The organism is Bradyrhizobium sp. AC87j1 (assembly GCF_002936975.1).
In the GTDB taxonomy this organism is placed as follows: domain Bacteria; phylum Pseudomonadota; class Alphaproteobacteria; order Rhizobiales; family Xanthobacteraceae; genus Bradyrhizobium; species Bradyrhizobium shewense.
On the sequence record NZ_PTFE01000238.1, the window covers coordinates 1 to 1,447 of the forward strand.

Sequence of the window (1,447 nt, forward strand, 5' to 3'; positions counted from 1 at the left end):
TCAGCCGGTCAAGTTGCCGGGCTACGCGGATGCCGGAGAGCGAGGTATCGGCCACCAGCGCCAGGCACTCGCGGGTGCAGTCATCGACCACGGTGAGGACGCGGAAGCGGCGGCCGCAGGTCAGCTGATCCGACACAAAGTCGAGCGACCAGCGCTCGTTCGGCGCCATCGGCGCCGTCATCGGCGCCCTGGTCCCGATGGCGCGCTTGCGGCCGCCACGGCGTCGCACTGCACGCTTCTCTTCCCGGTACAGCCGGAACAGCTTCTTGTCGTCTAATCGCTGTCAACTGCCCTGGGTACCGGACCTTGTCGTCTTCGAGGTCGGAAGAATGTGCCGCCTCATCATGGCCCTCGCCAGTGGATCTCCCCATGTGATTCCCGCGGTCTGAAGCCGCCCAAGAAGTTCCGGGATAATCCAGCCAGCGTCCTTCCAGGACGATCTACAGAGATACTGGCTTAGCTAGCTAGGCTCAGCTAGCCGGCGCCGCCGCGAACTCCGTGCCATCCAACCAGATACGGTGCAGGATGATGGCGAGTTTGCGCGCCACGGCGACCTTCGCCTTTCGCGACCCGATCCGAGCCATTAATTGCTGGCCCCAACGGCGGAGTGCACTAGCTTTGCGCACGCGCGTCATGAGCGCGTTGGCCGCCTCGAACAAAAGGCTTCGGGCCATGCGGTCGCCTGACTTGGATATCCGGCCAGAGATATCGACCTCGCCGGATTGATAGCGCCGAGGTGTCAGGCCGAGAAACGCTCCGACATCGGTGGATCGGGAGAAGCGGTTAGGATCGTCTATGGCCGTCGTGAACGTCAATGCAGTAATCGCGCCTACACCGGGGATCGTTATCATGCGCTGGCAGGCCTCATGGGTGCGCGCGAGACGTAGAAGCTGCGAATCGAGCCTCTGCCTGCGCTCTCCCGCAACACGCCAAGCCTCAAGCAGCGCGTCAATGGCGCTTCGGATCAAAGGGTCCGCCGGACATCGCGTGAGCACTGCGCGCTCGAACGTTCCCCCCTTACCGGCTGCGAGCACCACGCCGAAGGTCTTCAGTAGACCACGAATTTGATTGTAAAGCGTCGTTCGAATCGCCACGAGTTCGCTTCTGGCTGAGAGCAGGGCTCCGATACGACAGCTCTGCAGGCTCTTGATGGCGACGGGCCGGTACCAACCGGAGCGTACCACTTGCGCGATCCCAAATGCATCGTTCACATCGGTCTTGTTAACTTGCAGCGAGAGCGCCGCCGCGACATGGCGCGCGTGGATACAGTCGATTGGAACTTCGAGAGCGCGCAGCCCATGCCAAAGCCAGATCGCCAGCGGCCCGGTTTCCATGCCGACCCGAACCGCGTCTGGCGCGTGCTCGCGCAGCGCCATTGCGATGCACTCCGGTTCCGAGGAGCATTTGCCCCGCCAAGTGCGCCGACCGTCGGCGTCGATCACACAAA

General features: G+C 63.0%; 1 protein-coding gene and 1 pseudogene. Both read right to left on the reverse strand.

The features are described 5' to 3' along the window. Positions 1-277, reverse strand: a pseudogene (locus CV770_RS41050) (DDE-type integrase/transposase/recombinase); the annotation flags it as partial. Between the two features lie 193 nt (positions 278-470). Further along, positions 471-1,447 (reverse strand): IS110 family RNA-guided transposase (locus tag CV770_RS41055; protein ID WP_502693642.1); only part of this gene is annotated, 977 nt, incomplete at its 5' end.